General features: G+C 68.2%; 16 protein-coding genes. 5 read left to right on the plus strand and 11 right to left on the minus strand.

Annotation, left to right across the window (positions count from 1 at the left end; genetic code table 11):
* Positions 1-30 precede the first annotated feature (30 nt).
* The 5 genes from FB563_RS05375 to FB563_RS05395 form a co-directional block, all read right to left on the minus strand.
* On the minus strand, positions 31-330 hold the full coding sequence (locus tag FB563_RS05375) for a WXG100 family type VII secretion target (protein ID WP_055706802.1): 300 nt from the start codon (positions 328-330) through the stop codon (positions 31-33).
* An 81-nt stretch (positions 331-411) separates the two neighbouring features.
* Positions 412-705, minus strand: coding sequence for a WXG100 family type VII secretion target (locus tag FB563_RS05380; RefSeq protein WP_411573187.1), 294 nt, complete (start codon positions 703-705; stop codon positions 412-414).
* Positions 706-904: 199 nt separating this feature from the next.
* On the minus strand, positions 905-2,137 hold the full coding sequence (locus FB563_RS05385; RefSeq protein WP_234357788.1) for a S8 family serine peptidase: 1,233 nt from the start codon (positions 2,135-2,137) through the stop codon (positions 905-907).
* A gap of 99 nt (positions 2,138-2,236) precedes the next feature.
* On the minus strand, positions 2,237-4,036 hold the full coding sequence (locus FB563_RS05390; RefSeq protein ID WP_055706804.1) for a WXG100 family type VII secretion target: 1,800 nt from the start codon (positions 4,034-4,036) through the stop codon (positions 2,237-2,239).
* Between the two features lie 2 nt (positions 4,037-4,038).
* Positions 4,039-4,485 carry a hypothetical protein gene (locus FB563_RS05395; protein ID WP_055706805.1) on the minus strand — a complete coding sequence of 149 codons (447 nt, stop codon included), beginning with the start codon at positions 4,483-4,485 and terminating at the stop codon, positions 4,039-4,041.
* A 403-nt stretch (positions 4,486-4,888) separates the two neighbouring features.
* Here FB563_RS05395 and FB563_RS05400 point away from each other — a divergent pair, with 403 nt between their 5' ends.
* Positions 4,889-5,593, plus strand: a complete 705-nt coding sequence (locus tag FB563_RS05400) for a hypothetical protein (protein WP_055706806.1) — start codon at positions 4,889-4,891, stop codon at positions 5,591-5,593.
* Between the two features lie 15 nt (positions 5,594-5,608).
* On the opposite strand, the gene FB563_RS05405 is transcribed toward FB563_RS05400, so the two are convergent.
* From FB563_RS05405 to FB563_RS05415, 3 genes are read right to left on the minus strand one after another with little or no spacing between them, the layout of a single operon-like run.
* Entirely contained in the window at positions 5,609-6,115 is a 507-nt protein-coding gene (locus FB563_RS05405; RefSeq protein WP_199832847.1) for a hypothetical protein, read from the minus strand.
* Between the two features lie 35 nt (positions 6,116-6,150).
* On the minus strand, positions 6,151-7,395 hold the full coding sequence (locus FB563_RS05410; RefSeq protein ID WP_055706807.1) for a putative T7SS-secreted protein: 1,245 nt from the start codon (positions 7,393-7,395) through the stop codon (positions 6,151-6,153).
* A gap of 28 nt (positions 7,396-7,423) precedes the next feature.
* Positions 7,424-7,759, minus strand: coding sequence for a hypothetical protein (locus tag FB563_RS05415; protein WP_055706808.1), 336 nt, complete (start codon positions 7,757-7,759; stop codon positions 7,424-7,426).
* 246 nt (positions 7,760-8,005) lie between these two features.
* Between FB563_RS05415 and FB563_RS05420 the strand changes: the two genes are divergently transcribed.
* Positions 8,006-8,359: a DUF4333 domain-containing protein gene (locus FB563_RS05420; protein ID WP_055706818.1), complete on the plus strand. Its 354-nt coding sequence runs from the start codon at positions 8,006-8,008 to the stop codon at positions 8,357-8,359.
* A gap of 28 nt (positions 8,360-8,387) precedes the next feature.
* Entirely contained in the window at positions 8,388-8,900 is a 513-nt protein-coding gene (locus FB563_RS05425; RefSeq protein ID WP_055706809.1) for a hypothetical protein, read from the plus strand.
* A gap of 31 nt (positions 8,901-8,931) precedes the next feature.
* Here FB563_RS05425 and FB563_RS05430 read toward each other — a convergent pair whose 3' ends face one another.
* The 3 genes from FB563_RS05430 to eccB all read right to left on the minus strand — a co-directional run bounded on the left by FB563_RS05430 (position 8,932) and on the right by eccB (position 12,352).
* Positions 8,932-9,315 (minus strand): hypothetical protein, encoded by a 384-nt coding sequence (locus FB563_RS05430; RefSeq protein WP_055706810.1) that lies wholly within the window; start codon positions 9,313-9,315, stop codon positions 8,932-8,934.
* Between the two features lie 222 nt (positions 9,316-9,537).
* Positions 9,538-10,806, minus strand: a complete 1,269-nt coding sequence (gene mycP / locus FB563_RS05435; protein ID WP_055706811.1) for a type VII secretion-associated serine protease mycosin — start codon at positions 10,804-10,806, stop codon at positions 9,538-9,540.
* Positions 10,807-10,831: 25 nt separating this feature from the next.
* Entirely contained in the window at positions 10,832-12,352 is a 1,521-nt protein-coding gene (gene eccB / locus FB563_RS05440) for a type VII secretion protein EccB (protein ID WP_055706812.1), read from the minus strand.
* A 207-nt stretch (positions 12,353-12,559) separates the two neighbouring features.
* Between eccB and eccE the strand changes: the two genes are divergently transcribed.
* Together eccE and FB563_RS05450 are read left to right on the plus strand one after the other, a co-directional pair.
* A complete protein-coding gene (eccE, locus tag FB563_RS05445) occupies positions 12,560-13,921 on the plus strand; it encodes a type VII secretion protein EccE (protein ID WP_079048821.1) in 1,362 nt (453 codons plus the stop codon).
* Positions 13,921-14,685 carry a hypothetical protein gene (locus tag FB563_RS05450; protein ID WP_055706814.1) on the plus strand — a complete coding sequence of 255 codons (765 nt, stop codon included), beginning with the start codon at positions 13,921-13,923 and terminating at the stop codon, positions 14,683-14,685. Before eccE ends, FB563_RS05450 begins: the two co-directional genes overlap by 1 nt.
* Positions 14,686-14,861: the final 176 nt, after the last annotated feature.

Consider the following 14,861-nt stretch of genomic DNA (forward strand, 5'->3'; position numbering starts at 1 on the left):
CACCCTGGAGTTGATTCTGCGAGCCTCGGCCTACTGGAAGTAGCTGGCCGCCTTCTTGTCGCCTTCCATGTAGGTACCGCCGGACTGGGCGACGACGTGGCCGATACCCTGCAGGGCCTGGTGGATGTGAGCGGCTTCCTTGTCCCAGCGCTGCAGCTTCTCGTGGAAGGTGCCCTGGGCCTGGCCCTCCCAGTACTGCTGGCTGTTCACCACCAGGCCGCGCAGGTCCTGCAGATCCTGCTCGAGCTGGCTCGCCTGGTTACCGATGCTGGTCGCCGCGGTGTCGAGCCCGTCATAAGTGACTGACAGCCCCTCAGCGTTGTTGGCCATGCCTCTTTACCTCGTCTCGCTGGTGTGTGTAGCTGATGACTGCGCCGGTTGCCCGGCAGACGCTTCTGAGACCTGTTCGGCTCAGTAGGAGCTCAGGGCCGACGGCGGGGTAGAGGAAGCACCGTCGTGGATGTCGATCTTGTTGACCGCCGCGCGGACCTCGTCTTCCTTGCTGTCCTTGATGTTGCGCGTCGTGGTCATGGCCTCGATGACGTCACCGAGGATGCCGCCGATGTTGCGCAGCGACTCGTTGATCTCGATCTGCTTCTTGTCGAACGCGGCACGGCCGATACCCTGCCACTGGCCCTCGAGGCCGTCGATGACGCCCTGGAGCGTGTGCACACGCTTCTGGATGTTCTCGTACTTCTCGAGCATCTGCTTCTCGAGACGGATTACTGCATCATCTTGGAGCTTCTGCGTTCCGCCGGCCATGGTCGGCCCTGCCTTTCGTGTGTCCGTTGTTGATCTGACGGTTTCGGCTCACCGCTGTTGCTTGTCGCGTCCAGCGGTGAGCCCACAGTGCCTGCCCTGTCCGAACGGCACCGGGGTGCTACGGCTGTTGATGCCGAGGACTTCACCTGGCGCGTCGCGCCCGCGCGATGGCCAGAGCGCCGCCGCCGACCACGACGACGGCGCCAACGGCGCCCAGTGCGATCCAAGTGGTGTTGCTGCTACCGCCACTTGACGACTCCACGCTCGATCCTGCCGCCGAGGTCGCGCCGGAGGAACCCTTTTCCGGGGCCTGTGACGGGGTTGATGCAGAGTCAGAGGAGGACGAAGCGGCAACCGAAGAACCGGACTTGGCCAGCAGGTCGCCGCCGTTGTCCTTCGCGAGCGGGTCGACGTGCGCCGGCCCGGGGTTGTAGTTGGCGTTCGCGAGAACCAGACGAGGACGAATGAGCCCGTAGCCGGCGTACTTGCTCGGGTTGTTCTTCGGCCACGTGCGACCGGCCGTGTCGATCAGGGCGCGGGTTACCTGGTTCACCGTCCAGTCGGGGTGGGCGGACCAGATCAGGGCGGCAGCTCCCGAGGTGATCGCTGCTGCCGAGCTCGTGCCGTTCATGTTGTCGCAGTACGAGTGGAAGGTCGCGTCACACCAGCCGGGGAATCCCTGGCCTGGGGCCGAGAGGTCGACGTAGTTTCCAGAGGAGGAGAACTTCGACACCGTAAGGGACTTGTCCGCTGCCGCTACGCCGACCACGTAAGGGAAAGCAGCCGGATAACCGATCGTGTCACCCGATTTCTGACCGTCATTACCGACTGCAGCAATCAGCAGCTTCCCCTTCGAGGCAGCGTATTCGATCGCAGCCTTTTCCTCGGAGCTCGGCCCCTCGGAACCAAAGGACATGTTAATGATCTTTGCGTCGGTGTCGGCTGCAGCCCTGATCGCCTGCGTGGGGTCAGGCGTTTTCTTCAGCTCGGACGCACTGCCCTTGAGGTCATCGAACTTTACACGGAACGGAATGATCCTGGCTCCAGGCGCCAGGCCCTTCAGGCCGCCCCCTGCTCCCGTCCCGGCGATCAACTCCGCAATGGTCGTACCGTGGCCGTCGTAATCGTCGGTGGTCCGATAGTCGACCGATTTCGGGACCTCGTCCGTCAGGACCTGCCCCTTGAGCGACGAGGTGTTCGCGTTCACCCCGCTGTCAATGACAGCGACCTTCACGCCCTTCCCCGTGCTGACCTTCCACATATTCTGGGCCTGCATCGGCCCCAGGTACCACTGCTTCGACTGGGCGTCGGCAGCGGCCGCACTCGGGGCCAGGCCCACAGTCGTGGCGGCCAGGGCGCCGACGGCCGCGGCCACAGCCCACACTCGTCTACCGCGGCGTGTTCCGTGAACCGTGGCCTGCTCGGCTCGTCGGCTGATCCCTGACTTCATCGTCTTTTCTGTCCTCGCTCGCGCTCAGTTGACCACCGGCGGCACATCACGCCGGGGCTTGTCGGGCAGGTGTGTCTCTTCGTCCTCGACGAGGTAGTCGGGCCGCGGCGATCCCTCCGTCTTCCGTGCGTCGCCGGGCTTTCCGTTGTGGCCGGCGCCGCGAGTGAGACCGGCACCACCACGGGTCATGCCGTTGCGCTCAGCGCCTGCCGCGGAGTTGCGCGAGGTGGGACTGCCGGTGACGGGCTCGGATGTTCCCGCACCAAGTCGGGAGCCGGTCGCTCTCGCACCGGGTCGCGCCGTGGACTCGGGCGGTCCGAAGACACCACGCTGGCCGAGCCGACCGGTCGTGGACCGGGAGTTGGCCTCCTCCTCCCCCCCGATGACCGTGCCTCGTGGAAGCCGAGACCCGTTCTTCGACGTGGGATTCGTGGCGGAGGGGCGCCCCCCGACGACTCCGTTGGACCGTCCGGCGCCGGTGGCCGGCCCGCTGCTCGTGCGTGCTGCCTCGGCACCTCCGGGCCGTGGCGTACCGCCTGTGACCCCTCGGCCCATCGGCGATGACGACCTCGCTCCGGAAGCGGTGCCCTTGGCAGTGGACTGGCCCGCCGACGCTGCACGGCCCATCTCGTCCATGGGCCCTCTCGCGGTGGCACGCCCGGAGCCCGGGTTGGTCAAACGGGACGTTCCCGTTCGCCCCTGGGCGGACGGCGGCGTACGGAACCCGCCGGCGCCGCTCAGACCGCGGCCCGAGGTGGCATTGGGCATCGGAAGCCGGTATCCACCGCCGCCGAACACATCGGGCTGACCACCAGTGGTGGGAGGAGTGCTCGTGACCGGCGGAGTATGGCTGGGCCCAGGGGTGCTGGTCGTGGGCGGAGGCAACGTGCCGGTGTGGTCGATGTGTGTGCCCACAGGCTGGTCGGGATGCGACGGGATCCGGTCGGTTATGTGCTGGGCAGGTGTCGGGCCGTCACTGGTGACGTGCCTGGGAGCATCACTGTTCGGAACCATCGCCGTCGCGTGATGACCGCCACCGGATACCGGTCCGGTGCCTCCGTGAGCGCCTGACCCCACAGCCGAGACCGGCTGGTCAACGCCATACCTCTTCGAGGGCTGCGGAACACCCACGTCGGGCATCGACGTGAACGCCGGAGTCTTGTCCTTCTCAGGCAGGAGCGACAGCACCTCTTCGGACACCGCGTAGTACGACGCCAACCGGTTCATCTGGTTGATCGCCTCTTGGCGGTCCTTCTCCACTTTTACGGCAGTGGCGTACCCCTCTTTGTCCGCCGCCTTCTCGGCCGCCGTGAACTTGTCGGGCCGAGTCCGGTTCGCCTCCGTGTCACGAGGCGGCATGGCGCCACGGACGGCGGCAAGACCGACGGCAGCGGCCGTGATCTGGTCACCCGCAGCTCCGGCGAACTCACTCAAATAGTGAGTATGTGTGACGAGCTTGCCACCCCATTCACGGAACGAGTCACCCGACTTTCCGACCCAATGGACCTTCTGGATGTGACCGTCGAGCTCATCTGCTGCCGCCTTGATGGCGTCGCGCGCGTCCCACAACGCCTTGCCGGAGGACTCGAGGTCCTCAGGGTCGGTCTGCTCAACCAGGTCGATCATCTTGTTGAGAGGAAGGTCGAGGTGGCCGAAGTCTGTCCGAGCGGCGACCCCTGCCCCGACAGGCGTGGCCCTGATCGCTGTGTCAACCCAACCGAAAAGCATCCCGCTGTGCGGGCTGCTCTCGTAGCCCCGAACCCAGTCAGTGGCTTTGTTCTGATCGCCGACTCGCTGCAGATCGGCATCATGCTTGTCGGTCATCGTCACGCCTTCATCTGTGTGCCGGTGCCGGTGCGCTGCTTGCCGTCATTGGTGTCCTGCGTGCCCTGGATGTGCTGCTGGATCGCCCAGAACCGCTGACGCTGCTCCTCTTCGAGGTTGTCGAAGCCAACGCGCGCACCCTGCACCGCGATACCGATCGCCTCGATCTGCAGATGCAGATTCCTGGACAGCTTCGTCAGTTCGCCGTGGACTCGCGTGTACTGGTAGTACAGGCCGTGCGCCTCGGGAAAGATGTCGGCCCCGCCCGAGGTCAAGGACGTCTGCCTGATCTTCTGAGCCTCGACCTTCGCCGGGTTGCCGGCGGACCCCTCAAGCGTCTTCAGGACGTTGTCCACTCGCTTCACGAACGCATCCAGCGCCTCACCGCTGGCTTCCAGGTTCGCCGCCCTGGTCGCCGACACGCCCCCCACCATGTCTGCCGGAAGCACGACGCTCCTCCCCGTTTCCCCGTACATCCATCGGTCCCGACAGGAGCCGGACCGACCAACCGCTCGCCGTACGATCACAAAGCGAGCCGCGCCTGACAACGCGTTTACCACTGTAGTCACCCCGCGCAACGGGTCCAACCGGGCTGTGTGTTAACTCAGTTACGAACCTGACCCGACATCACACTTTGCCCGGTTTGCCGGTGCGCCCAGTGGCTTCGCCCGGCCTTGATCACATCGCCAGGTGAGGCGACATTCCATCGTGGCCATGACCGACGCCTGCGACGCCGCATCGTTTGCGATCTTCATCGAACTTCTACAACCGTTCGACCATCGCTCCCCACCCAGTGGGCGAGGCGTCGGCCCGGTCTCTTGCCGTCCTGAACATCGGACATAATCGCGTGCCATGACCATACTGATGCCCGTGCTCATGATCCTGGTCGTCGGCGGGTTGTTCGCCTTCGTCATCTCCATGATGGTGCGCGCTCAGAGGAGCCGGGCCCGCGGTATGCAGGAGAGAACCGCGGCGATCCGGCTCGCGCAGGAGCGCGGCTGGAGCTACCAGCAGACCACGTACGGGACGATCGACCGGCTCTGCGGGATGGCACCGCTGCCCAACCGGGGCCACAACCTGCGGGCCTCCCACTACATCACCGGCGAATTCCGGGGCCGCCGCTTCTGCTGCTTCGAGTACACGACCGGCACTCTCAACATCAACGACGGCCCCGGCCGCACTCAGCCGGCCTTCTGGACGGTGTTCGCAGTCACCGCCCCGGCAGCCGGGCCGGAGCTGGTCGTGCGCCGGCCGCAGGCACTCGACGGGGTGACCCAGCACGGACGCCTTGTGCAGCTTGGTGTGCCCGGGTTCGACGAGGCGTTCAGGGTGTTCACGGACGACGAGTCGTTCGCCCGTGACGCGCTGACGAGTGGGGTGGCGCCCTTCCTCGTCACCGACCCGCGAGCCACCAAGGACGCCCCGGTCCGACTGCACAACGACGAACTGCTCACCTGGCGGCGCGGCCGGCTCAGCCCTGCCGACCTCGACGAGCGGCTCGGCTACCTGTGTGACGTCCTCGACCGGATCCCGGCAGGTGTCTGGTCGCCGGCCTGAGGCCCTCGACGCCTCTCAGGAGCCTTCGTCCGCCCGCACCGAGCGGACGAACTCCTTGAAGTCGTCCAGCACCGCCTCCAACTGCGTCGGCTTCGCCGTCAGCACGAGCTCGATCACCGCACGCTGGGACGGGCGGTCGACGTCCTCCATACCGAGGTACACCTGACTTTGAACCAGCTCGAGCGGCTCACCGTGCAGGGAGGTGGACAAGCGCAGGTTCTGCACGACACCCGGGGCATCGGTCAGACCGGGAATGTCAGGCGTGCCCACCTCTTCCTGCTTGGTGACCTCGACCGTCCCTGCCTCCGAGAGCCGCTGCACCGACTCGTCGGCGATCTGCCGCATGGTAGCGCTGTCGTTGCGCATCCGCCCGGCGATGGTGATGTTCGCCGTGAACCCGTCGATGGAGGCAGGATGAAGCGCGACGAAGGCGACTCCGGGCGCTCCCACCTCGTCCGGTGGCGCCGACCGCCAGCCGTCCGGCAACGAGAACGAGATCTTGACCGGCAACGTGGCCGTCATCGTGAATCCACTTCCTTCGTGAGCCTTGGTCCAGCCTAGAACAACTGGCCGAGCGAGTGGTCCCAGGCTGAACTGGCGGCGTCGCCGATCGCGTCGCCCGCATCGCTGACCGTGTCGACGACCTCGCCCGGGTCGACCGTGACCTGGAAACCGACCTTGCCGCCGATACCCAGGCCGGCGCCCAGCTCGCCACCGATGTGGTACTTGCCGTCGTCGCCCTTGCCGACGTCGATGCTGGCCGAGGCTCCGGCTCCGGCCCAGGCCTCCCCGGTGACACCGGCGCCGACACCGCCCACGGACGCGGATGCCGACCCCTCGGCCTTGGCGCCGATGAACCCCTCCGCGCCCCCGTGCAGCCCATCCTTGCCGATCGTGGCCTTCGCCTCGGCATTGGCACCGACGATGGCGCTGCCCTGCGCCTGAACGCCGATGTGCCCGTACTGTGCGCTGCCCGCGGCCTCAGCCTTCGCGAGGTACGCACTGCCCGTCGCCTTAAGCTCCGCGTTTCCGTCCGTGATACCGGCGGACAGACCACCGTCCACGCCGAGCACCGAGACACCGGTGCTCCCGGACAGCTTGACACCGCCCACCGTCGTCTCGCCCTTGGCGTCGGCGGACCAGACACTGGCTCCGCCGCTGACTTCCGCGATCTTCACGGACCAGCTGAGCTTCTTCTTCTCGCCGTCCGGGTCTTCATCAGTGGCGTTGGGGTTCTGGTGTCCCCATGTCCTCTTGTTCTTGTCGGCGGGGTTGTTGCCGTACTGCCAGAGCTCGTCTTCCTTGACGGTGGTCTGCCCGAGCCCGAGGTCCTTGGCGAGCTTGGCGGCCTGGGTCAGCCAGCTGGGGCTGTCCTTGGCGCCGCCGGAGAGGTTCTTCAGCTTGGTCGAGAGTGTCGTGGCCTCGTGCTCCAGCTGGGTGCGCGCGGCGTTGAGAACGTGCTGTGCTCCCGCGTGGTTCCCGGCGTCCCACTTGTCTATCGCGTCGGCGGCCTGCCCTTGGGCCCAGTGCAGCACGTGAATGTACGACTTGATCGCGGTCGACGCATCGGACATGTGGTCCGAGGCGATGTACCAGTTGCCCTTCTCGCCGTTCAGGCTCTTCCAGAACGCGGCGCTGGCCTGTCCGCTCCAGTCGGGGATCTTTACGTCCCGCAGGTTGGACCCCACCTTGTCGAACTTGTCCGACCAGTGCTTCAGCGTGTCGGCGAGCTCGGTCAGCGCGTGTACATCACCGGGAATGAGCTCCTTGGGGTCCTTCGTCGACCCGAGTGCCGCTGCCACTGCTTCCCCCGCTCTTGCCCTATTTGCCCTAGTTAGTCTTGACGGAGTTCGCCGCGTCGCGAACCCTTCCGTCCGTGTCCGTGAAAGTACCGTTCGCCGAGACGAGCCCCGCCGCCTTTCCGGCCGTGCTCCCGCTGAGAATCTGCGCGCCCGCCTGCCAGGTGGCACAGAACTCCACGAACGACGAGGCCGCCGAAGAGTGCCCGAAAGAAGAGCTCTGCCCTGCCGCCCCTTCGAGATCGAAGCCCTCGGTGGGACGCAAGGCCTCGACGATATCCTTGGCGCCTTTCTTGAGGTTCTCCGAGTCCGTGCCCAGATCAGGACCAGCCATCGACTGCCTCCACTTTATCAACTCCAGCCGCACGTACGTTCTTTGAGTGCTCTTTGATCGGCGCGCGAAGTCTAGCACCGGAGCCTCACTCGTTCAGGGAGCGGACTCAGCCCGCCTTCACCCGAAATACGTACGCGCAATTCTGGGCCAACACCCCTATCAGTGACCGTAATCGGCAGGCGGAGTGAAGGTTTTATGGAGTTCTCTGATCCACCGATTTCGTTCTGTCGATATGCTTCGGGCGCATCCTTTTCTTGATCTACGGAAGTGGAGTCCACCATGTCCAAGGCCCGTATGTCCGCAGCAGCTTGGAGCCTCACGGCCGTGGCCGCCGGCACACTGCTCGTCGGCTGCTCGGGTTCGGTGAGCGTGGGGAAGTCCGAGCCGAAGGTGTCCGCCGGCAAGCTGGCCACCACGGTTTCCGAGCGGCTCGCCGCGCAGACGGGCCGGCCCAAGCCGCACATCACCTGCCCCGAGGACCTCACCGGGAAGGTGGGCAGCAGCACCCGTTGCAAGCTGACCGCGGACGACGGCAGCACCCTGGGGGTGACGGTCACCGTCACTTCCGTTCAGGGCTCCCAGATCAACTTCGACATCAAGGCCGACGACAAGGCCTCCCCGGCCCCGAACTGACCGCAGCGTTCTTCGTAGGGTTGACCCCATGGGACTCTTCGACAGGCTCACGGGCACCCAGCACCCGCCGGAGGGAGTTTCGCCGGTCTCGGGTGAGGAGTTGCGGGCAGCCCTGCTCGGGCTCAATCAGCCCGATGTTCCGTACGTCGTCCGCTACGGCGGGGGTGAGGGGTGCGACCTGCTGGCGGAGTGGCGGTTGACGGAGCCCGCCTGGCAGCAGGTCTTCGTGCAGTCCCAGATCAGTCACGCCGTGCGGATCCGGATGCGGCTGGACCGCAAGGAGCACGAGGTGCGCGCTCTTGAGGAGCAGTGGGAGGTCAAGCGGGTCGGACATCCGACGAGGCTCGAGGTGACGTCCTCTTACACGCGCGGGCCGAGCCGGACCATCAGCCGCTCTGGGACCATCGGGCGGGGGGAGAACGGTCGGCTGCAAGTGACCGAGACCTTCCGCTTCGACAGCGCCGAGCTGCGCGAGCCGCTGCGCGACACCGTCCTGAAGTCCGGCTGGACCTGGCGCGCAGTGGTCTTCGGCAAGCTGTGAGGTCAGCCGGCCTGCCCACCACCGCCCCGGGTCAGCACTCGCCCTTCTGTGTCGTCACCGCGATCCGGTATCCCCGGTACGTCAGTGAGCTCTCCCCGCCGTTGAGTCCCGGCGGGGAGTAGTCGTCCTTCTTGGCGCGGCTGCGCTCGATGCGGGTGCAGAACGACGCGTCCGTGCCGTCCGCCGTGACGGTGAGGTGCGCGTCGTCGGCCGTGTCGGCGTCGGACGGGGTGACCGTCACTCCGTCCTGCGGGGCGTCGCCGCCGCCGTCCTCGACCACCTTGTCCTCGAGCAGCGAGGCGTAGTCGGTGACGTACAGCGGCGTGCCGGAGTCGTCGACCGTGAACCGGTAGCCGTCCAGGTCGTCCGTGGCCTGATGCACCGCGCTGGTCAGCTCGCCGTCGTCCCACGACATGCGGTCCGAGACGCCGAAGCCCTGTACGGGGGTGTAGAGGCCATAGCCGGCCGAGGCTCACGAAGAGGGTCCGCGCGAAGACGAAGGCGCCGTCGGGCAGCTCCGGGGCCGATGGACTGATACGCGCGCCAGGCCCGCACCCGGTCCGCCTTCACGCAGGCCATGGCCAGCAGCACGGCGTACAGGATCAGGCCCAGCACGTTCAGTTTGTCCACAGGGCGTTCATCGCCCGGCCCCCAGCCGGGCGCGCCTGCGCCGCGCGTCCCGTACCGCCACGGCCGTACCGCTCAGGCCCGCCACCAGGACCAGGCCGCCCACGACCACGTAGGTCGCCATGCGGCTGTCCCGTTGCTCCGCGGTCTCGCCGAAGTGCAGCGGCGTGACCGAGGGGGCTTCCGCCTTGGAGACGCCGCCCTCGGGTTGCGGTGACTGCACGGGGTGTTCCGGATCCACGTCCGACAGCGCCTTCACCGGGTCCACCACGCCCCAGCCCACCAGGCGGTCGTGCCCCGGGATCGAGCGCTCCGCGGTCTGCTCGATCTGGGCGACGACCTCCTGGGCCGTCCACTTGGGGTACTTGGCCTTCAACAGGGCCGCCACGCCCGCCACATAGGGGGCCGAGAAGCTTGTGCCGTTGTCCGAGCAGTGGCCGCCGCCGGGAACTGTGGAGATCATGTCGACACCGGGTGCGGCGACGCCCACGGTGTCCTGCGACTGTGAAAACGGCGCCCGTTCGTTGTTGCGGTCGGACGCCGCCACGGCCAGGACGCCTTGGTACGACGCCGGGTAGGTCAACTTCACGTTGCCGCCGAGGCCGTCGTTGCCGGCCGAGGCCACGACCACGACCTGGTTGCGCAGGGCGTAGTCGACGGCCGCCTGCAGCCTCGGGCCGCCCGTGACGGCGTTGGCCGTGTCCTGGGAGATGTTGATGACGTCCGCGCCCTTGGCGACCGCATCGCGAATCGCCTGGGCCAGGGTGTCCGCCGTGCCGTCGCCATCGGCGTCGTTCTGCTTGATCGGGATGATCGTCGCCTCCGGGGCCAGGCCGACGAAGCCCGTTCCCTTCATCGGGCGGGCCGCGATGATGCCCGCCACGCGCGTGCCGTGGCCGACCGTGTCCGTGGTGCCCGAGTTGTTGCCACGGTCGATCTTCTCGCCCTTGCCGTTCTTCGAGGGCAGCAGATTCTCGCCCTTCGACGCGTCCACGGCCTTGGTGAGCTGCGCGTTCTTGACGTCGACCCCGGTGTCGATCACGGCCACCTGGACGCCCTTGCCCTTCGACAGCGCCCACAACTCGTCCAGGTTGACGCGCTGCAGCGCCCACGGGCGGCCCGTGTACGGCTTCGACGGGAACGTGCACTGACCGTCGTCCGCCAGGGCGGGGCCGGCGGGGAGGGCGATCACCGTCGTGGTCGCGGTGAGGACCGTCGCGGCGGCCAGGGCCGCCGCTCGTGCCGCGCTCCCCGGCGTCCTTGCCTTCGCCATCAGCATGCTTCCGTTCTCCTCCGCCCGCCGCTTACGAGCCCTGCGGCTGCCGCGCCGCCGCCTCCGACAGGCGCGGACCCGTCGGCAGGAACGTCGACCACTCCATCGGGACCGGGGTGGGGGTCACCTTCTCGTAGCCGAGATGGGTCTGGGCGATCCTCGCCTCCTGCAGCTCCTCCTTGCGCTTCTGGGCAGAGGTGCCGATGCCCTCGTTGTTGCTGTCGCTGTCGCTGTTGGACTGGAGGGCGTAGCGCAGGCCGGTGTCCGTCACCAGGAAGACACCGCCGACCGAGGTCTCCGTGCCCTGGAACTGGCGGTAGAGCTGGCCGGAGCCCGGGGTGACGTACCCGCTGGAGGAGCCGGTGGGCAGCTGGGCCGGGAAGTCCGTGCCCACCCACGTCGACAGGGTGGTGCTGCCCTTGGCTCCGACCGAGCGCAGCACGTTGCAGACCGTGTTGCGGCCGCTGGTGGCGCTGGAGCCGTCGTTCACCGTCCTCGGCTTGTACGCCGGCCAGTTCTTGTCGCCCTCGAACGTGGTGCTGTCGGCGACCGCGCCGGGGCTCACCTGCTGGGCCTCACCGGCCTGGCCGACCTTCACGAGCTGTCCACTGTTGAGCAGGAGCGTGGCGGTGAACTCGGAGATGCGGGCCACCTTGCCCTGCAGCACGACGTAGTACTGGAGCGTCTGACCGTCGTACGCCTTGATGACCTCGCCGACCTTGTCGTACTGCGCCGGCAGCCCTGCGCCGGCCTTCGCGCCGGGCGTGCCCGGAACGGTGGGGATCGAGACGGCGTTGCCCTTGTGCAGGGTGGCGAGCCACTCCTGGGAGACCCGCTGCGGGGCGCGGCCCTGGGTGTCGAGGGCCTTGAGCAGTTCCTTGTCGTTCGGGTTGGCGATCTGGTACGCCGTGCCCTGTGCGTCGACGACGTACTGCGTCTTGCCGTCCGGGCCGACCACGTACATCAGGTCGCCGTGGGTGAGCCGGTCGGGTCCCTCCGTCTTGGACCATTCCTTCTTCGCGAGGACGAAGGCCGCCTTCTGGATGGCCCGGCCGCCGGCGCCGGGGCGCTCGCAGACCGCCCAGTGCTTGGCGGCCGAGGCCTCGTCCGAGGAGGGCAGGCGGTCGGGGGCGTAGGGGATGCCGATGGTCACGCCGTGCGGGGGCTTGCCGCTGTCCAGGACCTTCTCGTCGACGGTGATGACGCTGTCGTTCTCCGGGCTCAGCAGCAGCTTGGCGGAGGCCATGTTGAGGACCGGGTGCAGCTGGACCTGGTTACCCGTCTTCAGGACGACGTACCGCGTGGTCGACTCGCTGGCGACGATGACGTGTTTCTCCGGGTCGTCCCACCCCTTGGGCGCCGTCGGACTGAACATCCCGATCGCGCCGAACACCGCGAGCACCACGGCGCCGACGACGAGGCCGGGCACCAGCGCGCTCAGCGGCTTGGGGGCACCCTCCTCCGAGCCGGAGGGCGAAGGCTGAAGGAATGCTGCGAGCGTGCGGCGCTTCGCGAAGGTGTAGGCGCTGAGTTCGTCCCGCCGTGATGCCATCTCTGTCCGCTCTCTCCCCGTTGCGGAGCCGTGGGGGACCTGTGAAGATCCGTCCCCCGCCCTCGGTTGCCTCTGGTGACTCGACTGTCAGACCCGCCCCCTACTATGCCTGTTGCGTGGAGGTGCTTGTGGCACGGGTAGGGTGCTCACGGCTTGAAGGGACCGGAGCTCAAAGGGTTTCCGGGTGAGTTCGGGGGTTTTGGAGTGATGGCTTCCGCAACGCGGACCCGGTCGCGATCGCAATCGGGATCACGTCCTCGTCGCGCGCGCCGGTCGGTTGACCGCGGCTCGTCTTCCTCTCGGCCCTCCACCCAGCAGGCACCGGCCGCGTATCAGGGCGCGTTCGCGCCGCACCTGGAGTCCCGCTCGGGCCGTGGCGGTTCGTTCGGGCTGCAGCGGCTGGTGCTGCTGGAGATCGCGGCCGCCCTCGCGCTGTGCGGCTGGCTCGTGGGCATGGTCGCGCTGATCGCCGTCGCCCCGGTCGCCGTCCTGTTCGTGGTGCTCGCGGTCGTACGACGCCGTGGGCGGTCCCTGCCGGAATGGCTCAGCACCCTGCTGGCGCTGCGGGCCCGCAACCGGCGTGCGGCGAGCACACCGCTGCCGCCGGGAACCGACGCCGGGCTCGCACCGGCCGTGGAGTGCGACCCGACCCTGCGCACCTACAGCTACAGCCGCGGCGACGACCGCGACCAGCGGCCGATCGGCATGGTCGGTGACGGCGGCTTCCTGACCGCGGTGCTGCAGGTGGAATCGGACGCCGACGCGTTGCGCGCGGAGCGCGGCCGCAGACCGCTGCCGGTGGGCCTGGTGCGGGACGCCCTCGAAGTCGACGGGATCCGGCTGGAGTCGGCGCAGATCGTCGTGCACACCCAGCCCGCACCCGCGCTGCACCTGCCCCAGCAGTCGGTCGTGGTCAGCAACTACGCGCCGCTGCAGGCCCAGACCGGCTCCCCGGCGGTGCGTATCACATGGATCGCGCTGAAGCTGGATCCCGAGCTGTGCCCGGAGGCGGTGGCCGCGCGCGGCGGCGGAATGACGGGCGCGCAGAAGTGCCTGACCCGCGCGGCCGAGCATCTGTCGAGCCGGCTGACCGGCGCCGGGTTCCGGGCGAGCCTGCTCACCGAGGAGGAACTGACGGCCGCCATCGCGACGTCCGCGTGCGCCAACCCCATGGTGACGGCCCAGGCCGGGCGCGGCGAGGCGCCGCAGCGCCGCACCGAGGAGTCCAGCCGCAGCTGGCGCTGCGACAACCGCCGCCACACCACCTACTGGGTGCGCCGCTGGCCCCAACTGGGCGGATCCGGCGGCTCGCTGGCGCAGTTGGTGGCGCGGCTGACGGAGGTGCCCGCCCTGGCGACGACCTTCAGCCTGACCCTGGCGAAGGGCGCGCAGCAGGACGTGGCCATCACCGGCCATGTGCGCATCACCGGCCGCAGCAACCAGGAACTGACCGACGCACGGCGCAATCTGGAGCAGGCGGCACGGGAGTCGCGGACCGGCCTCGCCCGCCTGGACCGGGAACAACTGCCCGGCGTTCTGGCCACCCTGCCGCTTGGAGGTGCCCGCTGATGGCCCTGTCGACTTCCCCCACGCCGTCGCGCACGCCCTCACCGGCGCCGGGCGTCGGCGAACGGCTCCGCACCGGCTTCGGCCTCCTCGGCCCGCGCCATCCGCGGCACACCCTCCCGGTGGAGCAGGCCGACGCGCTGTCCCTGCCCATCGGCGACGACGGCGTGGTGGTCGGCGTCAACGCCGAGGGCCAGCCCGCCGTGCTCGGCGTGAACCGCCCCACGCCGTACGACATCGTGCTCATCGGCGGCCTGTGGACCGCGCAGGTCATGGCGCTGCGGGCGGCGGCGACGGGAGCACGCGTGGCGGTCGAGACGGGGCGCGCGCAGGCCTGGATGCCCATGGTGCACGCCATGGGCGGCGGGCAGAACGGCCTCGCGGTGTACGACGTCGGCCGGGTGCCCCCGCAGGGCGCCTCCGCCGGTACGCCCGTGTTGGTGGTGCGGGACTGCGGCATGCGGCCGCCGCGCGGACGCGTGGTGTCGGCGCCCTGGCAGTCCGTGCTGACGCTGCTGCCGTATCTCAGCCCGGTCGCGCCGCGGTTGATGCGTCAGGCGCGTCTGGTGGGCGTGCAGCGGGTGTCGCCGGACGAAGCGGTGGAGATCGGGCGGGTGATGGGGCTTCCGCGCCCCGAACTCGAGACACTGCCCACGCTTCCGGACGGCGTGACCCTCTGGTGCACCGAGCGGGACCGGCAGTACGTCGTGACCCGGGCGACCGACGCCGAGACGGGACTGCTGGGCGTGGCACGCCGGATGGACTGACTCGTCCAACTTGCCTGGTTTCTCACGGGCACTGTTGTCACGTTTTGATGTACGTCCAGGTGTGCCGTGGCGGTCTCCGGCCCGGTGTGACGCGTCGGACGGGCATGAAGGGGCAGCCGGGCCTGCCAGTCGCGTCGCTTTGGTGATTAGGCTGGGACCGGGCAGTCGCGAGTTCC

The organism is Streptomyces puniciscabiei, from assembly GCF_006715785.1.
GTDB lineage: Bacteria > Actinomycetota > Actinomycetes > Streptomycetales > Streptomycetaceae > Streptomyces > Streptomyces puniciscabiei.